Annotated in this window: 1 pseudogene; it reads left to right on the forward strand. The window is 78.0% G+C overall.

Features of this window, described 5'->3' with window-relative positions:
* Positions 1-517 (forward strand): annotated as a pseudogene (locus ACSVC7_RS32745) (Ig-like domain-containing protein); the annotation flags it as partial.
* Positions 518-635: the final 118 nt, after the last annotated feature.

The following is a 635-nucleotide window of genomic DNA, read 5'->3' on the forward strand; positions in this document are numbered from 1 at the left end:
CCTGGGCGGAAGCCCGGCCGCGAACACCGCCGGCGCTGGCGGGACGGCGACGAGCACGGGGGCTGGTGTGCCCGGCGCGTTCGGCGCGGGCGCGCAGGGCGGCACTGGAAATCCCGGCCCCAACTCGATGCCCGGCTCGGCGCAGGGTGAGCGCGACGGTGCGGTCCGCGGTGGACCGCGCGACACCATCGAAACCGCGCCCGTCAACCGGAGCGGCCAGCCGAACGGGCAACCGGGCGGCCAGCAGGCTGCTCCGCGCCCCACACCGCAGGGGCAGCCGGCCGGTGACGGCCAATCCGGGGACCAACCCGGCGGCGAGCCGGGCAATGCCCCGGCCGGGGCCGAGGGCAGGGCGCCAGCCGCCGGTCCGCGGGCCGACGCCGACGCGCCGCTTCCGGCCACCAGCCCGGCCTTCACCCGCCAGGTCGCCCAGGCGCACGGCGCCACCGACGCCCGCGCCGCGGCACTCCTGGCCGCCCTGACCCGCCACACCCCACCGGGAAGCCGGGCGGCCTGACGCCGCCCGGTCCCACCGGCCCTTCTTCCACCCGCCTTCACGCCTTTGCTGGATTGCTGACGAGAATGACCTGCCTTCCCCACGCCTTCCGGTCGCGGTCCCTGCTGGGCTGCGCGTC

The organism is Azospirillum mesophilum (genome assembly GCF_053470405.2).